This is a genomic window from Rhodococcus sp. M8 (assembly GCF_015654185.1).
Taxonomy (GTDB): domain Bacteria; phylum Actinomycetota; class Actinomycetes; order Mycobacteriales; family Mycobacteriaceae; genus Rhodococcus; species Rhodococcus aetherivorans.
This window is the reverse complement of record NZ_CP064065.1, coordinates 4,105,698-4,121,797: the sequence shown is the minus strand read 5'-3', so window position 1 is coordinate 4,121,797 and position 16,100 is coordinate 4,105,698. Positions and strand designations below refer to the sequence as shown.

The window sequence follows — 16,100 nt, the reverse complement described above, 5'->3', positions numbered from 1 at the left end:
TCAGCGGACGGCGAGGGTGACGGTGCCGGGCACGGCCGGGGCGCCGGGACGGCGCACCACTCGCGACACGCAGGCACACAACTTCGTCGCGGCCGTCTTCTGCTCTTCGCTGTAGAAGACGTCGCGGTGGTCGACGGTGCCGTCGACCGCGGCGATACCGACCTGACACAGACCGCATTCGCCCTTGCGGCAGTCGAACATCATGTCGACGCCGGCACGTTCGAGTGCGTCGAGCAGGGACTCGTCGGTTCCGACCGTGGTTTCGACGCCGAGGTCGGGAACCTTGACGACGAACTCTTCGGCGTCGAACCAGCCACTGTTGCCGAAGGTTTCGTAACGGAGGTTCGGCAGCGCGAGCTCGCGGTCCACCCAGGCGCGACGGACCGCGTCCATCAGCCGGATCGGCCCGCACATGTACAACTCGGTGTGGGCATCGACGCCGTCGACCAGGGTGCCGACGTCGAGGCCGGTGCCTTCGTCGTCGATGTGCAGCTCGAGCCGGTCCCCGTGGAGCCCGGCCAGTTCGGAGAGGAAGGCCGTCGCCGAGCGGGTGCGGGCGACGTAGACGAGGCGGTAGTCGGCGCCGACCCGCTTCAGCGCCGTGCCCATCGCGGAGATCGCCGTGATGCCGATTCCGCCGGCGAGCAGGATGTAGCGCTGTGCGCCGATCCGCAACGGGAAGTTCTGCAGCGGTGCGGTGACGTCGAGTTCGTCGCCTGGTCGCAGCGCGTGCATGAATCGCGATCCGCCCCGCGAGGTCGGGGACAGGTGCACACCGAGGGTGACGGTCCGGCCGTCGGCGCCGGCGGAGACGACGGAGTAGGACCGCACCTCGCCGGTGTCGAGGCGCACGTCGACGTGGGATCCGGGTTCGGCTCGGACCGGTGTGTCCAGGGCGAGGACGATCCGGGCGATCGCGTCGGCCGCAGGGTCGATCGAGACGACGCGGCCGCGCTGCCAGGAGGGCTGGTTGGTGGCACTCATCTCAGCGCACCGCCTCGGGGATCGAGGTGCCGGCAGCGAGGATCCGTTCGGCCTCGATCATGCGCTGGATGATCCTGCGCACCCACATGCCGCCGGCGTCGATGTTGAGGTTGTAGAACTCGTGGCCGGGGTTCGCCTCGATCGCCTTCTGCTGGGCGGTGAGCATCGCCTCGTCCTCCCCGAAGACGCCGTGCACACCCTCGCGCAGTTGCGTGGTGATGAGCTGGCTGTCGAGTCGGTAGTTGCGCATGAACGCCCAGAAGTAGAGGGCGGTGCGTTCGTCGACCGGCGAGATGGTGTTCATCACGAATCCGTTGACGCCCTGGCTGCGGTCGCCTTCGGGGGCGCCTGTACCGGCCTTCGCCACCCCGACGTCGATGCGGATGGTCGACGGCGCCTGGAATTCGATGATCTGCCAGCGATCGACCTTGCCCTCGAAGCCGGGGAACTTGTCGCGCATGTTCTTCAGCCAGAACGGGGGCGCGTCGATGTCGTGCATCCACCGGGTGACGGTGACGGTGCGATCGTCGTGGGTGACGACGAAATCGGATTCGCTGAGTTCGTCCTGCCCGATCGACGACGAGTGCACGAATTCCTCGTGGGTGAGGTCCATGAGGTTGTCGAGCACGAGCTGGTAGTTGGCCTGCACGTCGATGGTGCGCCCGTCGCCGGCCCAGTCGGGTGAATCCATCTGGAACATGTCGGGGATGGTGCTGGGATCGGCGAGCATCGGATCACCGGGCCACACCCACACGAAGCGGTGCCGCTCGACGACCGGGTACGAGGCCACCATCGCGGACGGGTTGATCGTCTGCTGGGCGGGCATGTGGGTGCACCGTCCGGCGGAGTTGAACTGCAGGCCGTGGTAGGGACAGCGGATTCCGTCGGCGCCGACGAGGGTGCCCATCGACAGCGGGGCGAGGCGATGCCAGCACGCGTCGGCGAGGGCCACCGGCCGGCCGTCCTCGGTGCGGTAGAGCGCGAGCGGTTTGCCCGCGATGGTGCGGGCCAGGATCTCGCGTCTGCCGACCTCGTGGTCCCAGGCTGCGACGTACCAGGCGTCGAGGGGGTAGGCCATGTTCTTCGCGGTCGCCCCGGCGGGCCCCAGATCGGTCATGTCGTTCCTTCGGGATGAGCGGAAAGACTACCTATCGACATAGATAGTTGGTGACGTGAACCACACACTAACTATCGATATAGTGGTTGGCAAGACCTGCTTCCGAAACGAGAGGTGAGGACGAGATGAGCCTCCGCTATGCCCTGCTGGCGCTGCTCACGGCCGAGCCCCTCACCGGGTACGACGCCGCCAAACGCTTCGGCGGCTCGGTGGGCTTCGTCTGGCACGCCCCGGACTCGCAGATCTACCCCGAACTCCGCCGGATGGAGAAGGAGGGCCTGATCGAAGGCGAGCAGGTCCGCTGGGGACCGAACAGCACCAAGACCCGCTACTCGATCACCGACGACGGCATCCGCGCGTTCCGGGACTGGATCAACGCCCCGATGGACTACGGGCCGATCCGCGACGCCCCGCACATGCGAGCGGCCTACTTCGAGTGGGCCGACCCCGACTGTGCCCGCGAGAACCTACAGCGGCACATCGACTACTACACCGAACAGCGGGCTCGATGGGCCGCCATGCGCGCCTCGATCCTCGACGCCTCCCACCCCACCATCGCCACTCGCATCGAGAAGTACCCCGCGCAGGAACACGAACGGATCATCGCCTACAAGGCATTCGCCTACCAGGGGCTCGTCGACCGCGCGACCGCCGAGATCGAATGGGCGCACGACGGCTTGGCGCTCGTCGACAAGCTGTCCCCCCCGTCGCCCTGATCCCGAACCGTCGCGGGCGGGTGGGAACTGCCACCTCGGGGGCGCACGTTCCGGAACCACCGCAGCGGCGCGGGAGGTTTCCGCGGACGTTCACCGCGCCGCCCGGCGTCGTTGGCGCGCCCGTCGCCGCGGTGCGGCTCACTGAGAACGGTGCGCATCGTTCAGCTCGCCAACTTCTACGGCCCCCGGTCCGGCGGCCTGCGCACCGCGCTGCACCAGTGGGGCGGCGGGTACGTCGCGCGCGGACACGAGGTCGCGCTGGTGGTGCCCGGCGCCCGGCGCGGCGAGGAACTGCTCGGGAACGGGGTCCTGCGGATCACCGTTCCGGCGCCGGTCGTGCCGTGGACCGGCGGGTATCGGGTGGCGGACCCGCGGCGTGTCGCGGATGTGCTGCGCGGCCTGCGGCCCGACGCCGTGGAGGTGTCGGACCGGCTGACCCTGCGCGGGTTCGGGCGGTGGGCGCGACGCCGCGACGTCCGCAGCGTCGTCGTCTCCCACGAGCGGCTCGATCGCCTGCTCGGCCAGGTGCTGCCGTCGCCCGCCGCACGCCGGGCCGCGGACCTGGCCAACCGCCGGATGGCCGCGGACTACGACACGGTGGTGTGCACGACGGAGTTCGCGGGTGCGGAGTTCACCCGCATCGGAACGCCGAACCTCGTGCGGGTGCCGCTCGGCGTCGATCTCGACCGCTTCCATCCCGACCGTCGCGATCGGAGCCTGCGCGAGCGGTTCGTCCCGGGCTCGGTGCGGCTGTTGCTGCACTGCGGCCGGCTGTCCGTCGAGAAGAAGGTCGAACGCAGCATCGACGCGACGCGTCTGCTGCGTCGTCGCGGGCACGACGTGCACCTCGTCGTCGCCGGTGACGGGCCGAGACGACATGCCCTGGAACACAAAGCCAGAGGACTTCCGGTGACGTTCACCGGATTCATCGGGGACGCCGGCCGGCTCGCCGCGCTGTTCGCCACCGCCGACGTGTCGCTGGCCCCCGGCCCGCACGAGACGTTCTGCCTGTCGGCGCTCGAATCGCTGGCCGCCGGCACGCCGGTGGTGGCCTCGCGCTCGTCGGCGTTGACGGAGATCCTCACCCCCGAATGCGGCGCCCTGTCGGCCGATCGCGGACCCGCGTTCGCCGAGGCCGTCGACGAAATACTCTGCGGCCCCGACGATGTCCTGCGCCGCTCCGCCCGTCGTCGCGCGGAGCAGTTCGGCTGGGCGGCGTCGGTCGACGGGATGCTCGCGGCGCTCGGCGCCTGCGGATAGCTTTCCCCGACCCGGGGGTGTTGGACCGAATGTCACTGTGAGGATGAAACGGTCCGGTTGATACTGGACAGGTCCGGTGCGGTGGGTCTGACCCGGAATGTCACTGACGTCGTGAGACTGTCCTGCCGATGATGTGTCGTCCCCCTCGCACCGGCCGCCGACACACACGCGACCGGTCGGGCGGGGTGACCTGATAGGAGCCTGACACCAACAGTCCCGTCACAGTGCTGTCCGCCGTCCCGGCCGGGTGCGTGGCCACCATCGGAAGGGATGACCTGTGTCCAGCATGACCGAAACCCCCGCCGCTGTCAGCCTCACCGTCTACGCCGGCATCGACACCCACAAACACACCCACCACGTCGCGCTCGTCGACGCCCTCGGTCGCCGCCGCGGCGACCGCGAGTTCCCCACCACCGCCACCGGGCACCGGCAGCTGCTCGCCTGGATCACCGGCGGCGGCACGGTCGCCCGCGTCGGGATCGAGGGCACCGGCAGCTACGGCGCGAGCGTGGCCACCACGCTGCGCACCGCCGGTCTCGAGGTCGTCGAGGTCGACCGCCCGGATCGCCGCGCCCGCCGCACCCACGGCAAATCCGACCCGCTCGACGCCTACGCCGCCGCGACCGCGGCGCTGACCGGACGCGCGAGCACCGTCCCGAAAACCCACGACGGGGATGTCGAGGCAATCCGCTTCCTGCGCAACGCCCGTCGCTCGGCGGTCAAGGCCCGCGCCGAAGCGCTCACCCAGCTCAAGGCCACCGTGGTCACCGCCCCCGAACCGGTGCGCGACCGGCTGCGGACCCTGCCGACCACGGCGTTGATCATCACCTGCGCCGGGTTGCGGCCGGGACCGGTCGTCCCCGGCGATCCGACCGCGGCCGTGGAGACCGCGCTGCGCTCGCTGGCCCGCCGGATCCTCGACCTGACCGGCGAGGAACGCACCCTGCACACCCACCTCGAGGCCCTGGTGGCGCACACCGCCCCCGACCTGCTCGACCGGATGGGCATCGGCGTCGAGACCGCCGCCCAGCTGCTGATCACCGTCGGCGACAACCCCCACCGGATCCGCAGCGAGGCCGCCTTCGCGCATCTGTGCGGAGCCGCCCCGATCCCGGCGTCCTCGGGCCGGACCCACCGGCACCGGTTGCACCGCGGTGGCGACCGGCAGGCCAACCGGGCGTTGTACATCATCGTCATCACCCGGCTGGCCCACGACCGCCGCACCCGCGACTACGCCGCCCGCCGCACCGCCGAAGGCAAAACCAAACGCGAGATCATCCGCTGCCTCAAACGCGCCGTCGCCCGCGAAGTCTTCCGACTGCTCACCACCACCGGGGACCCCGCGAGCTCTTGACAGAACATAGGAGCATCATCGGGTCGATCGGATCGACCCGATGTGACATTCGGCCACGAAACCGGGTGCTACTCGGCGCTTCCCGTCCCCGGCAGCCACTCGCGCATGATGCCCGAGTCGATCACCTGCGCGCCGAGATCGGGGGTCCAGACGATGATGCCGCCGGTGAAGACGCGGAACTTGCCGCGTTCGTCGGGCAGCATCAGCTCCGGCCCCACCGGGGTGCCCAGGGCCCCGTCGTGCCCGCCGAGCTCGAGGTACTTCTGCTCGATGGGCGAGCCCTGGCCGGTCTCGAAGGGTTCGTCGCCGACCTCGGGACCGGGCTCGGGTGCGGGGGTGGACGGCGGAACCGCGGCCTCCGCACCCTCCTGGACGGTGAACCAGTCGGAACGCAGGCCCAGCTTGGCGCGCGCCTCGGCACCCGTGGTCTCGACCGTGCGGTCGGCACCGATGATGCGGACGTGGGTGACGCGGCCGCCCTCGGCACCGAGGTTGTTGCGGCCGACGATCTCGAACGCCTGCAGTTCACCGACCCCGAAGGCCGTGCCGATCTCCCCGGCGGTCATCGTCTTCGCCCACTGCCGGTTGGGGGCGACGGCGTCACCGAGGTCCTCGACGGAGGGGAACACGCCCCCGGCCGAGTAGCCACCGGTCGAGGCCGAGAACTCACTGGCGACGACCTTGCCGTCCTTCATGAGGACGGTGCCGCGGGTGGAGTTCACCGCCTCGTTCGTGCGGGGGTCCTCCTTGCCCGACCCCGCGTACACCTGACAGTTCTGACTGTCGCACGTCTGCCACAGCGGCGAGCGGTTCTCCGCCGCGGCGTAGGAGCGGGCGGCGATGGCCTGCGCGCGCAGCGCCTCGGCGCCGCCGGTGTCGGCCCAGCTGGGCAGCGACTCGGCCGGGACGACACTGAGCAGGTAGTCCTCCATCGACAGCCGGTTGACGGTGCGCGGCGCGGAGCCGTCGAGGACGACACCGAGGGAGCCGCGGTAGGGCGCGCTGTTGCCGCAGAGCTTGAGGTGTTCGGCGACGGGCCGGGCCTCGCCCATGTCGACGGGGTCCACCCACGGCAGGTCGGCGCGGCCCTGCCACAGCACCTCGCCGGAACAACCGGCGGTGACGACGACGTCCGCTCCCCCGTCCGCGGTGGGCGTCAGGTGGGCGGCCTCGCCCGGCCCGGTCTGCCGGCCGGCGACGGTCATCCCGGTGTCGGAGTACACGTCGAGGGGCGCGTCGTCCTGCCCGACGAGCCGGACCGCGATCATCGTGTTCTCGGGAAGGGCGCCGAGGGTGGTGCCGCCGTAGTAGTGACCGAGGATCCGGTCGGCGGACCAGCCGTGCTCGGTGGCGTAGCCGTAGGCGCCCCACTGGCCCATGCCGCGACCGTGGCCGTGACCGAAGCCCACGAAGGTGAAGGGGGTGTCGGCGGCCACGGCCTGGGCGACCTCGGGTTCGGCGTGCACGTGCAGCACCCCGCCGATTGCGGCGCCGACCAGCAGCGCGGGGGCGAGGCCGATCGCCGCGGCGCGGGCCGTGGCGGGCCGCCAGCCGTTGCGGAGGGGGCGCCCGACGACGAGACGCCGCCGGCGATGGGTCCGGCGGATGGACTTTCGTGGCATGCGCTGCACTCCCTCGTTCTCGCACCGTGTGCCGCCCGGACGCAGGTCCGCGCGTATCGGACATTCGAGACGGATCCTCAAGCTCAGGTTGAGGCTTAAGGTTGTCTGCGACTAGTGTGGCAAGAGTGACTGAATGAAGCAACAACAGCCACACTAGTAACACCAGAATCACAAGTTGCACACGATTCTCGGCCGTTCCGCACTTCGGGTCGTCCGGATGACGGAGGATTCGGTTCGATTCGAGCCGGCTCCTCGGCCTCGGCCGAGCGCCGCCCGGCCGCCGAGGACCGCCGCGAACACCGACAGGGAGAAGCACCGTGCCGCATCGCCGACCGAAGCCGTCGATCGTCCTGGGTGCCGTCGCCGCCCTGGCCGTCGCCAGCCCATTCGCCGTCTACGGCGTCACGAGCACCACATCGGACGTCCGCTCCACCAACGAGTCCGTCCCCATCGTCGTACCGCCCGAGATCGCCGAGGTCGTCCTCGCCTCGGTGCCCGACATCGTGATCCCGATCCACGAACTCACCGGCCTGAACCTGCCGGACCTGAGCCTGAAGGAACTCGCCGCGGGCCTGCCGGAGATCACCGCGCCCGCCCCGTCGACCACCCCGGCGCCCGCACCCGCAGCCGCCGACGTCGTCGATCGCATCGGCGCCACCGTCAAGCAGCTCACCCGCGACGCCCCGTTCAGCATGATCGCGCTGGCCGCGAAGGACGTCGCCGACACCGACGCACGCATCCGGGCCCAGCGCGACGACGGCAGCTGGGGACCGTGGACGGCCACCGAACCGATCGACACGAGCCGCTCCGACCGGACCCCCGACGAGCGGGCCGGCACCGAACCGATCTACGTCGGTGCCACCAAGGCCGTGCAGGTGCTGCTTACTCCGCGCCCGGCGCCCGAACCGACGCTCGCCGGCGCCGAGATTCCCGCCCCGGCCGCGCCGCCGGCCGCACCCGCCCCTGCACCGGCGCCCGCTCCGGCTCAGCCGGAGCTGGGCTATGCGCCGGCGTCGTCGTCACGGCCGTTGCACGCCCAGGAACCCGCGCGGGCCGCCGCCGACGACGTCAGCGCCGTGCTCATCAACCCAGGATCGAGCAGCGCCGACGCCGCGCTCGAGGACATCGCCGGTCCGGTCGGAGGGTCCGGGCCGAAGGTGATCACCCGAGCGCAGTGGGGCGCCGACGAGTCCATCCGCTGCCAGGACGCCACCTACGACGACGAGCTCGGCGGCGCCACCGTGCACCACACCGCCGGCAGCAACGACTACTCCAAGGCCGAATCGGCGGAGATCGTGCGGGCCATCTACGCCTACCACGCCCAGACCCTGGGCTGGTGCGACGTCGGCTACAACGTGCTCGTCGACCGCTACGGCCAGATCTTCGAGGGCCGCGCCGGCGGCCTGGACAAGCCCGTGCAGGGCGCGCACGCCGGCGGCTTCAACGAGAACACCGTCGGCATCGCGATGATGGGCGACTTCTCCAACGTCGAACCGCCGAAGGCCACGGTCGACGCGGTGGGCCGCTTCCTCGGCTGGCGGCTCGCCAAGGCCGGTCTCGACCCCAAGGGCGAGACCACCATGTACTCGGAAGGCACGTCGTTCACCCCGTACCCCCAAGGCGCGGCCGTGGACCTGCCGATCATCTTCGCGCACCGCGACGTCGGCAACACCAGCTGCCCCGGCGACTCCGGTTACGCGAAGATGGACGAGATCCGTGACATCGCCGCGGCCACCGCGGCCGGACAGAGCACCACGCCCAGCACCCCGAGCGACGACTCGTCCGACCTCGTCACCGACAGTCCGCGCGCGCAGCTGCCCGACGTCGACGCGGGGGCCCCGGCCACCGGATCGGCGGACCGCCTGCCCGACACCGGCTCGGCCGAGAAGGTCACGGACCTGGTCGGAGAGCTGATCCGGCTCACCGACAACTCGCCGCTGGCGCAGAAGTGGATCGCCGAGGGCGGCGAGACCGGCCGCTTGGGGACCGCCGTGTCCGGGATCCTGCCCGCCAAGGCAGGCTACGAGCGCGCCGAGTTCGTCAACGGCGCCATCTACACCTCGCCGAACGGCGGCGTGTGGACGGTGCTCGGCGAGATCTACAAGACGTGGCAGCGCAGCGGCCTCGACGCGGGCGAGCTCGGCCTGCCGACCAGCGACGAGTACCGCGTGCCGGACGGCTGGCGTTCGGACTTCGAGTTCGGCTCGCTGATCTTCAACGAACTCACCGGTGCGGTGACGAAGGTGCTGCGCGCCTACAACGACGCGTACGAACAGGCGGCGCCGCAGCCCGCCGGCGCGCCCGCCCCCGCCCCCGAGACCCCGGCACCGGCACCCGCTCCCGAAGCGCCGGCACCGGCACCCGCTCCCGAAGCGCCGGCACCGGCGCCCGTGCCCTAGCCGGCCGCCGGTCCCCTCGCCGGGGCCGTCACCGCCACCAACGCTCGAGGATGCGGGCTACCCCGTCCTCGGTGTTGGTGGCGGTGACCTCGTCCGCGGCCGCCTTCGTGTCCGGGTGCGCGTTCTCCATCGCGACCCCGTGGCGCGCCATCGACAACATCGGGATGTCGTTGGGCATGTCCCCGAACGCGACGATCCCGTCGGCCGCCACCCCCAGGTGCTCGGCCATCAGCTGCAGGCCCGACGCCTTCGTCACCCCCGAGGCGGAGATCTCGATCAGGCCGTTGTCCGTGGAATAGGTGACGTCCACCAGGCCGCAGAGCTGCGGGGCCAGCGCTTCGGCCATCTCGTGGCTCGTCGCCGACGCCATCCGGATCAGCAGCTTCACCGCCGGCTCGGCGATCACCTCGTGGTCGGCGAGCTCGGTGTTGTCCGGATTCAGCCACGCATGCTCGTAGCCGGGGGCGCTGACGAACTGCGGCGTCGCGGCGTCGTGGGCGCTTGCCCCGATCCGCTCGGCGGCCAGACCGCAGCCGGGCAGCACGCTGTTGGCGACGTCGGCAACCCAGGCCAGCTCGTCCGCGGAGAGCACGGCGGCGCTCAGGACCCGGTCGGCGGCGCTGTCGTAGAGCACCGCGCCGTTGGCGCACACCGCCATGGGCGCGAAACCGAGTTGCTCGATCACCGGCGGAATCCATCGCGGCGGACGGCCGGTGGCCAGGACGAACGGCGTCCCGGAGGACACCACGGCCTGCACCGCCGCGCGGGTACGGTCCGATACGCGCTCCTCGTCGTCGATGAGGGTGCCGTCGACGTCGGTGGCAACCAGGCTCGGCAGATCTCGGCTCACTTCGCCATTGTGCCGGTCCGCCGCGACACGGCGCATCCGGACGACCCGGGCGTCACCGCGCCGCGGGCCTCACCGCGGCTGTCGTCGTCACCGGTCGGTGCCGGCATCCTTCTGCGCCCGGCGGGCCTTGCGCGCGGCGGTGTCGGCGTCGTCGAGCGCCGTGGCCTCCGCGAGCGTGGGCGCGGTGCCGCCGAGCCGGGCGGGCACCCAGTACGCACCGGCTTCGTGGACGTAGCTGCCCTGCAGTTCCCGCAGCATGCGCTCCATCGTCTCGTGCAGCTCCGCGGTCAGCTCCGACGCCGACGCGTTCGGCGCGATGGGTTCGCCGACGGCGATCGAGATCGGCGTCTTCGTGCGGCCGAGGCGCTTGGGGTGCCCCTTCGTCCACACCCGCTGGGACCCCCACATCACCACGGGGATGATCGGCACGTCCGCCTCCAGCGCCATCCGCGCGGCACCCGTCTTGAAGCCCTTGATCTCGAAGCTGCGGCTGATCGTGGCCTCGGGGAAGACCCCGACCAGCTCGCCCGCACGCAGCGCCGCCACCGCCGCGCGGTAGGAGTCGGCGCCGTCGGCCCGGTCGACGGGGATGTGCTTCATGGCCCGCATCAGGGGACCGGAGATCTTGTGGTCGAAGACCTCCTTCTTCGCCATGAACCGGATGTAGCGCTTGGAGGTGCGGGCGGGCAGGCCCGCGTAGGTGAAGTCCATGTAGCCGACGTGGTTCATGGCGATCACGGCGCCACCGACGGCGGGGATGTTCTCGGCGCCGGTGACGGTGAACTTCAGTCCCTGCGCGGCGAAGACGGTCCGGGCGAGGCCGATGACGGTCCGGTAGAAGGGTTCCACAGTCGGTCAGAGTAGCCGGATCGGCGGCTGCGGGCTCCGCCCGATGTCCGCCGCCCGCCCGATTCGGGATCAAAGGCCCGTATCCGGCCCGGGTTCACCGCCTGGGCGCGGCGCCGCACCGGCGTCCCCCTACGCTGGGTGGTACGTCGGTCAGCACGTCAGGAGGCAACGAAGTGCAGATCACCAGCGTCGGACACGCCGGGTTCCACATTCAGACCGCAGCGGGATCGATCCTGTGCGATCCGTGGGTCAACCCCGCGTACTTCGCGTCGTGGTTTCCCTTCCCGGACAACACGCAGTTGGACTGGGACAAGCTCGGCGACGTCGACTACCTGTACGTCTCGCACCTGCACAAGGACCACTTCGACCCGGAGAACCTGAGCAAGCACGTCAACAAGGACGCGACGGTGCTGCTGCCCGACTTCCCGGTCCCGGACCTGCGCCGCGACCTCGAGCAGCTCGGGTTCACGAAGTTCCTCGAGACGACCGATTCCGTCAAGCACACCGTCAGCGGCCCCAAGGGCGAGCTCGACGTCATGATCATCGCCCTGCGCGCGCCCGCGGACGGGCCGATCGGCGACTCCGGCCTCGTCGTCTCGGACGGCGAGACCACGGTGTTCAACATGAACGACGCCCGCCCGGTCGAGATGGACTCGATGCTCGAGGCGTTCCGTCGGATCGACGTCCACCTGCTGCAGTACTCGGGCGCGATCTGGTACCCGATGGTCTACGACATCCCCAAGCGCACCAAGGCGAACTTCGGCAAGCAGAAGCGCCAGCGCGGCATGGACCGCTGCCGCAGCTACATCGACCAGGTCGGCGCGACGTGGGTGGTCCCGTCGGCCGGGCCGCCGGTGTTCCTCGATCCGGCGCTGCGCCACCTCAACGACGACCACGGCGACGAGGGCAACATCTTCCCCGACCAGATGGTCTTCCTCGAGCAGATGCGCCTCCACGGCAACGACGGCGGCGTGCTGATGATCCCCGGTTCGGTGCTCGAGGTGCACGGCAGCACGTCGATGACGCTGACCCACCCGATCCCGGACGCCGACGTCGAGCGGATCTTCACCGACAAGGCCGCGTACATCGAGGAGATGGCGCAGCGCCTGGCCCCCGTGCTCGAGGCCGAGAAGGCGACGTGGGCCCCCGCCGAGGGCGAGCCGCTGCTCGGCCCGCTCAAGGCGAAGTTCGAGCCGATCATGGCGCAGTCCGATCTGATCTGCGACGGCATCGGCTACCCCGTCGGCCTGGTGATGGGCGAGGAGACGGTCGTGCTGGACTTCCCCAAGCGGGTCGTCCGCGAACCTATCGAGGGAGAAGGCAAGTACCGCTACGGTTTCCGCATCCCGCCGGAGCTGGTGCGCACGGTCCTGCGCGACGACGAGCCGGACTGGGTGAACACCATCTTCCTGTCCACCCGCTTCGAGGCGTGGCGTGTGGGCGGCTACAACGAATTCCTCTACACGTTCTTCAAGTGCCTCACCGACGAGCGGATCGCCTACGCGGACGGCTGGTTCGCGGAGGCCCACGACGATTCCGCGTCGATCGAGCTGGGCGGGTTCGAGATCCAGCGCCGCTGCCCGCACCTGAAGGCCGACCTGTCGAAGTTCGGTGTCGTCGAGGGCACCGGCCTCACCTGCAACCTGCACGGCTGGCAGTGGGACCTCGTGACCGGCCGCTGCAAGACCTCCCGCGGTCACGAGCTGCGCTCCCGCAAGCTCTGACCCCCCGTCGCGTGGGTGTGGCCGAATGTCACATGGGTTCAGTTCGATCGAACGCGTGTGACATTCGGCCGCAGCACGTTCGGCAACAGTGCCGGCACGGCGAGCACCAGCGCCCCCAGCGCGACGAGCGCATACGGCCACCACTGCCGCTCGGCGGTCGTCTCCGCCGCCGCCGCGACGTCGCCCGACGACGCCGGGGCCGGCGACTTCGGCAGCGCGGCCGTCGCTTCCCGCACGTTGTCCGAGACTCCCTCGATCACCCCGGTGACCGGGCCGACGCCGTCCACGAGCTGTCCGGTGCCGTCGACGAGCTGCCGGCCGCCGTCGTCGAGGAGCATCAGTCCGTCGCGTAGCTGCCGCGAGCCGTCGGCGGCCTGCACCATGCCGGCGACGAACTGCGCGTCCGGGTCGCTCAATTCGTAGGCGAGCTGCCGCGCGCCGCCGCGCAGCTGCTCGAGCTGCGCGAGCGTCTCCGGGCCGAGCCCCTCGGTGTTCAGCCGTCCGACGAGCCCGTCGAGCCGGGCGGCGGCCTCCTGGGACACCGGGTCGGGCGACTGCCGCAGGGTGCCGGCGACGACGGTCAGCTGCTCGGTCACGCCCGCCTGCATCTCCCCGAAGCCGGTGAGCCGGTCGACGACCTGGTCGACGCCACCGCTGACCTGGGTCGCACCGTCGCCGAGCAGGTCCACCCCGCCCTGGAGCTGACCGAGCCCGTCGGCGAGCTGCTGCCCACCCGCGCTGGCCTGCGCGAGCCCGTCGGCGAGCTGATGGGCGCCGTCGTCGAGCTGGTGGCTGCCGTCGGTGAGCTGCCCGATCCCGCCGCCGAGAAGCGCGAGCGGCAGCCCGGCCTGCTGCAGGTTGTTGCGGGTGTCGGAGAGCGGGTCGCCGGTCGCGGCGGGCGGTGCGACGGCCGTCGTCGCGACGGTGGGCGCGTCGGCGTAGGCGAATGCGGAGCCGGTGCCGATCAGGCCGAGACCGGCGGCGACGAACAGGGCGGGGACGAGACGGGCACGCATGGCGGAGGACGTTAGTCCGGCGAATTAAGAGGCGACTGAGACGGCGGCAGCCACCGCACCGCCGCGACGGCCAGGCCGAGCAGCGGCACCGCCCACGCGGCGAGCACCGCCGCCAGCGGCAGCCAGACCGTTCCGAGCGCGAAGCCGGCGTAGACCGCCACCGACGCGACCTCGCCGACGAGGCCCGACACCGACGTCACGGTCGCGCGGGCGGTCCCGCTCATCGCGTCCTGCATCCGCGCCTCGGCGACGATCATCCCGTTGTGCAGGGCGCCGTAGCCGATCCCGATCGCCACGAATCCCGCCACTCCGCCGAGCGCGGCACCCGCCGCCAGCAGCACACCCCCGGCGGCGATCACCGCCCCCATGGCGCGACCGGTCGTCGCGGCGGTGCGTCCGGCCGTCGCGGCGCCGAGCACCTGTCCCGCAACGGTGATCGCCACCAGCACCGGCGCCGCGGACGTGCTCGCGCCGCCCTCGCGCGCCAGCAACGCGAAGTACTCCTCGAACGCGAGGCACGCCGACAGCAGCGCCGCGAGCAGCACCGCGCGGCGCACCACGGCGCTGCGTCGTGCCTCGCTCGTCCCGGCGTGCAGCACCGCCAGATAGCGAGTCACGAAAGCGCCTGGAACGGCGCCTGTCTCGTCCGCCGAGGCGTGACGAGGGGCGGCCGGCAGGGTGAGGACGAGCAACCCGTTGCCGACGGTGATCGCCACCGACAACCACCCCACCGTCGCGTAGCCGCCCACCGCGAACAGCGGCGCGGCCGACAGCGTCGCGACGAGGACGCACAGCGTCTCGCCGGCGTTCGCGTAGCCCAGTACCGCCGGATACCGGTGCGCCGCCCCGCGTGCGGACAGTTCGTCGTACACCAGGGCCTCGAACGTCCCGGACTTCAGCGACTCGCTGATCCCCCACGCCACGAAGCCCGCCGCGAACCCCCAGTAGCCCGGGAACAGCAGCCACAGGGCGAAGCCCGCGGTGAACAGGACGGCGCTGAGCAGCAACAGGCCCCGGCGGGACACCGTGTCGGCCCACGCGCCCGACGGCACCTCCGCGACGAACGCCACGACGGACCACAGCACGAAGAGCGACGAGATCTCGCCCGCACCGAGGCCGTGGTCCTCGAACAGCAGGGCGTACAGACCGTAGAGCGGCACGAGTTCGCGGGTGGCCGCGTACGCCACCACACGAACGGTCAGGGAAGAGGCGGATCCGGATCAACATCGGTGTCGCATGGCTCCAGGGTGGCACGCGCGGACGGGATTGTCACCGCGCGATACGGTCGGCTGGTGACCGAACGCCAGCGCACCTACACGTGGGACGACCCCGCCCCGACGTCCGCCGCGAACCGCGACATGCAGGGCCTCGACTTCCTGCGCGGCCTGATCGACGGCTCCATCCCGCACCATCCGACGTCGCGCACGCTCGGCTTCCGGGTGACCGACGCACGCGAGGGCTGGGTGGAGGTGAGCATGGAACCGCAGGAGTTCCACGCCAACGCGGTGGGCAGCGTGCACGGCGGCGTGATCGCGACGATGTTCGACACCGCCATGGGGTTCAGCGTGTCGAGCACGCTCGAGGCCGGTGTCGGGTACACGACCCTGGACCTGCAGGTGCGGTATCTGCGGCCGGTCCAGGCCGGCAACGGCGTCGTCCGCGTGCACGGCATCTGCGAGTACAGCGGCCGTCGCACCGCCACCGCCCGCGGCGAGGCCCGCGACGAGAACGACCGGTTGCTCGCGACCGCGTCGACCACCTGCCTGATTCTGCGCTGACAACCGTCGCCGGACCCGCACACTGAAATGCATGAGCGTGGAACGCATCGCACTGGACCGCTTCTTCACCCTGTACGGAGAGGCGCTCGCCGGGTTCGACGCCGAGGCCTCGGCCGCGCTGTGGGGTGAACCGGGCACGATCCTGACGGATTCGTTCGCCGGATCGCTGGCGAGCCGGAAGGAGATCACCGAGGCGCTCACGCAGAGCAACGAGACCTACCGGAAGCACGGCCTCGCCGGTGTGGGGCACGAGTTGCTCGACCTCTCCCCGGTCACCGACAAGATCGTGCGGGCCCGGGTGCGCTGGTCGTTCCGCGACGCGAACGACGCCGTGATGGGCACCAGCGACTACGAGTATCTGCTGCGCGACGACCCCGACGGCCTGCACGCGTACGTGGCCGTCGGCTGCGACCCGGGCAGCTGACGGCGTC

14 protein-coding genes are annotated in these 16,100 nt (G+C 70.9%); 7 read left to right on the top strand and 7 right to left on the bottom strand.

Annotated elements, in window-relative coordinates; translation table 11 throughout:
* Both ISO16_RS18705 and ISO16_RS18700 read right to left on the bottom strand, forming a co-directional pair.
* A complete protein-coding gene (locus tag ISO16_RS18705; protein ID WP_072633964.1) occupies positions 1 to 984 on the bottom strand; it encodes a PDR/VanB family oxidoreductase in 984 nt (327 codons plus the stop codon).
* A gap of 1 nt (position 985) precedes the next feature.
* Positions 986 to 2,101 (bottom strand): aromatic ring-hydroxylating dioxygenase subunit alpha, encoded by a 1,116-nt coding sequence (locus ISO16_RS18700; RefSeq protein ID WP_072633963.1) that lies wholly within the window; start codon positions 2,099 to 2,101, stop codon positions 986 to 988.
* A gap of 125 nt (positions 2,102 to 2,226) precedes the next feature.
* Between ISO16_RS18700 and ISO16_RS18695 the strand changes: the two genes are divergently transcribed.
* The 3 genes from ISO16_RS18695 to ISO16_RS18685 all read left to right on the top strand — a co-directional run bounded on the left by ISO16_RS18695 (position 2,227) and on the right by ISO16_RS18685 (position 5,431).
* Positions 2,227 to 2,817: a PadR family transcriptional regulator gene (locus ISO16_RS18695; RefSeq protein WP_072633962.1), complete on the top strand. Its 591-nt coding sequence runs from the start codon at positions 2,227 to 2,229 to the stop codon at positions 2,815 to 2,817.
* A 150-nt stretch (positions 2,818 to 2,967) separates the two neighbouring features.
* Complete coding sequence (locus ISO16_RS18690; RefSeq protein WP_072633961.1) at positions 2,968 to 4,077, top strand: glycosyltransferase; 1,110 nt, start codon at positions 2,968 to 2,970, stop codon at positions 4,075 to 4,077.
* Between the two features lie 286 nt (positions 4,078 to 4,363).
* Positions 4,364 to 5,431, top strand: a complete 1,068-nt coding sequence (locus ISO16_RS18685; protein ID WP_072633960.1) for an IS110 family transposase — start codon at positions 4,364 to 4,366, stop codon at positions 5,429 to 5,431.
* A 68-nt stretch (positions 5,432 to 5,499) separates the two neighbouring features.
* Here the strand turns inward: ISO16_RS18685 and ISO16_RS18680 are convergent, their stop codons facing one another.
* On the bottom strand, positions 5,500 to 7,053 hold the full coding sequence (locus tag ISO16_RS18680; protein WP_072633959.1) for a SpoIID/LytB domain-containing protein: 1,554 nt from the start codon (positions 7,051 to 7,053) through the stop codon (positions 5,500 to 5,502).
* A 317-nt stretch (positions 7,054 to 7,370) separates the two neighbouring features.
* Here ISO16_RS18680 and ISO16_RS18675 point away from each other — a divergent pair, with 317 nt between their 5' ends.
* Complete coding sequence (locus tag ISO16_RS18675; RefSeq protein ID WP_072633958.1) at positions 7,371 to 9,452, top strand: N-acetylmuramoyl-L-alanine amidase; 2,082 nt, start codon at positions 7,371 to 7,373, stop codon at positions 9,450 to 9,452.
* A 28-nt stretch (positions 9,453 to 9,480) separates the two neighbouring features.
* On the opposite strand, the gene ISO16_RS18670 is transcribed toward ISO16_RS18675, so the two are convergent.
* Together ISO16_RS18670 and ISO16_RS18665 are read right to left on the bottom strand one after the other, a co-directional pair.
* Positions 9,481 to 10,302, bottom strand: coding sequence for a Cof-type HAD-IIB family hydrolase (locus ISO16_RS18670; protein ID WP_029547012.1), 822 nt, complete (start codon positions 10,300 to 10,302; stop codon positions 9,481 to 9,483).
* An 87-nt stretch (positions 10,303 to 10,389) separates the two neighbouring features.
* The gene (locus tag ISO16_RS18665) at positions 10,390 to 11,151 is read right to left on the bottom strand and encodes a lysophospholipid acyltransferase family protein (protein ID WP_006944520.1); all 762 of its coding nucleotides are present in this window, start codon (positions 11,149 to 11,151) and stop codon (positions 10,390 to 10,392) included.
* A 173-nt stretch (positions 11,152 to 11,324) separates the two neighbouring features.
* Here ISO16_RS18665 and ISO16_RS18660 point away from each other — a divergent pair, with 173 nt between their 5' ends.
* Positions 11,325 to 12,875, top strand: a complete 1,551-nt coding sequence (locus ISO16_RS18660) for a Rieske 2Fe-2S domain-containing protein (protein ID WP_072633957.1) — start codon at positions 11,325 to 11,327, stop codon at positions 12,873 to 12,875.
* Positions 12,876 to 12,913: 38 nt separating this feature from the next.
* Here the strand turns inward: ISO16_RS18660 and ISO16_RS18655 are convergent, their stop codons facing one another.
* Both ISO16_RS18655 and ISO16_RS18650 read right to left on the bottom strand, forming a co-directional pair.
* Complete coding sequence (locus ISO16_RS18655; RefSeq protein ID WP_139310932.1) at positions 12,914 to 13,891, bottom strand: hypothetical protein; 978 nt, start codon at positions 13,889 to 13,891, stop codon at positions 12,914 to 12,916.
* 11 nt (positions 13,892 to 13,902) lie between these two features.
* Entirely contained in the window at positions 13,903 to 15,081 is a 1,179-nt protein-coding gene (locus ISO16_RS18650) for an MFS transporter (RefSeq protein WP_072633956.1), read from the bottom strand.
* A gap of 168 nt (positions 15,082 to 15,249) precedes the next feature.
* On the opposite strand from ISO16_RS18650, the gene ISO16_RS18645 reads away from it, so the two are divergent.
* Positions 15,250 to 15,669: a PaaI family thioesterase gene (locus tag ISO16_RS18645; protein WP_202917463.1), complete on the top strand. Its 420-nt coding sequence runs from the start codon at positions 15,250 to 15,252 to the stop codon at positions 15,667 to 15,669.
* Positions 15,670 to 15,700: 31 nt separating this feature from the next.
* The gene (locus ISO16_RS18640) at positions 15,701 to 16,093 is read left to right on the top strand and encodes a hypothetical protein (protein WP_072633955.1); all 393 of its coding nucleotides are present in this window, start codon (positions 15,701 to 15,703) and stop codon (positions 16,091 to 16,093) included.
* Positions 16,094 to 16,100 lie beyond the last annotated feature (7 nt).

Bases quoted from the DNA above. Each gene is read 5' to 3' on its own strand.
- ISO16_RS18705 (WP_072633964.1), bottom strand. From the start codon at position 984: ATGAGTGCCACCAACCAGCCCTCCTGGCAGCGCGGCCGCGTCGTCTCG.
- ISO16_RS18700 (WP_072633963.1), bottom strand. From the start codon at position 2,101: ATGACCGATCTGGGGCCCGCCGGGGCGACCGCGAAGAACATGGCCTAC.
- ISO16_RS18695 (WP_072633962.1), top strand. From the start codon at position 2,227: ATGAGCCTCCGCTATGCCCTGCTGGCGCTGCTCACGGCCGAGCCCCTC.
- ISO16_RS18685 (WP_072633960.1), top strand. From the start codon at position 4,364: ATGACCGAAACCCCCGCCGCTGTCAGCCTCACCGTCTACGCCGGCATC.
- ISO16_RS18680 (WP_072633959.1), bottom strand. From the start codon at position 7,053: ATGCCACGAAAGTCCATCCGCCGGACCCATCGCCGGCGGCGTCTCGTC.
- ISO16_RS18655 (WP_139310932.1), bottom strand. From the start codon at position 13,891: ATGCGTGCCCGTCTCGTCCCCGCCCTGTTCGTCGCCGCCGGTCTCGGC.
- ISO16_RS18645 (WP_202917463.1), top strand. From the start codon at position 15,250: ATGCAGGGCCTCGACTTCCTGCGCGGCCTGATCGACGGCTCCATCCCG.
- ISO16_RS18640 (WP_072633955.1), top strand. From the start codon at position 15,701: ATGAGCGTGGAACGCATCGCACTGGACCGCTTCTTCACCCTGTACGGA.